Source organism: Bacillus sp. JJ634, assembly GCF_036962285.1.
GTDB classification, from domain to species: domain Bacteria; phylum Bacillota; class Bacilli; order Bacillales; family DSM-1321; genus Peribacillus; species Peribacillus asahii_A.
The window spans coordinates 452-1,174 of sequence record NZ_JBALMU010000212.1; the positions used below are offsets into that span (position 1 = coordinate 452).

Sequence of the window (723 nt, forward strand, 5' to 3'; positions counted from 1 at the left end):
GTATTGTCTTGTGTAAGGTTCCATAATCTCAGGGAAACAATCATTTCTGATTGGCTCGTTGCTTCTTTAATAAAAGAAAGAATACTTCTCACATACCCTTCCTTATCTTTAGAACCAATATGGCCATCAAAGCTATGGAGTGAGAAATTCATTTGTCTTAGCGCAGGCTTATTTAATAATTTTTCCCTCTTTTTATTAATTAATGTTCCATTGGTTGTGATATTGACTTTAAACCCTTTTTCATGACTTAAATCTAACAATTGGTCTATTTTAGGATGGAGCAGCGGCTCACCTTTTACATGTAAATAAATATAGTCTGTGTGCGGTTTAATTTGGTCTAATCTCTTAGAAAAATCCTCCACAGAAATGAATTGCTTCTGTCGTTCTGTTGGCGGACAAAAGCTGCATGCAAGATTACACACACTTGTAATCTCTAAGTAAAACTTCTTAAATTTTTTCACTATCAATTCCTCACTTCTTCGACTCTTAGAACAGGATGAACTATTATTCTATTACAGCATATTTGTTCCTAAATGGGAACATGCTTATTCAAGGAAACTACCATTACCATTTTTCTGTTTAACAGTTTTTTCCAATTGTCTTCACATGTTAGCGAGCCATTAGGTAACTAACATATTGTCAAAATTCCAACCAAAAATACTTCACCATATAGTATATTCCATTTTATGCAGTCTTAGAGGACACACTTACTAAAAAAATCAT

Annotated in this window: 1 protein-coding gene; it reads right to left on the reverse strand. The window is 33.2% G+C overall.

Going from position 1 to position 723, the window contains the following annotated elements; translation table 11 throughout:
- Window positions 1–461, reverse strand: a 461-nt coding sequence (locus V7068_RS22080; RefSeq protein ID WP_499714569.1) for a radical SAM protein, incomplete at its 3' end; no start/stop codon positions are given.
- Between the last annotated feature and the right edge of the window lie 262 nt (window positions 462–723).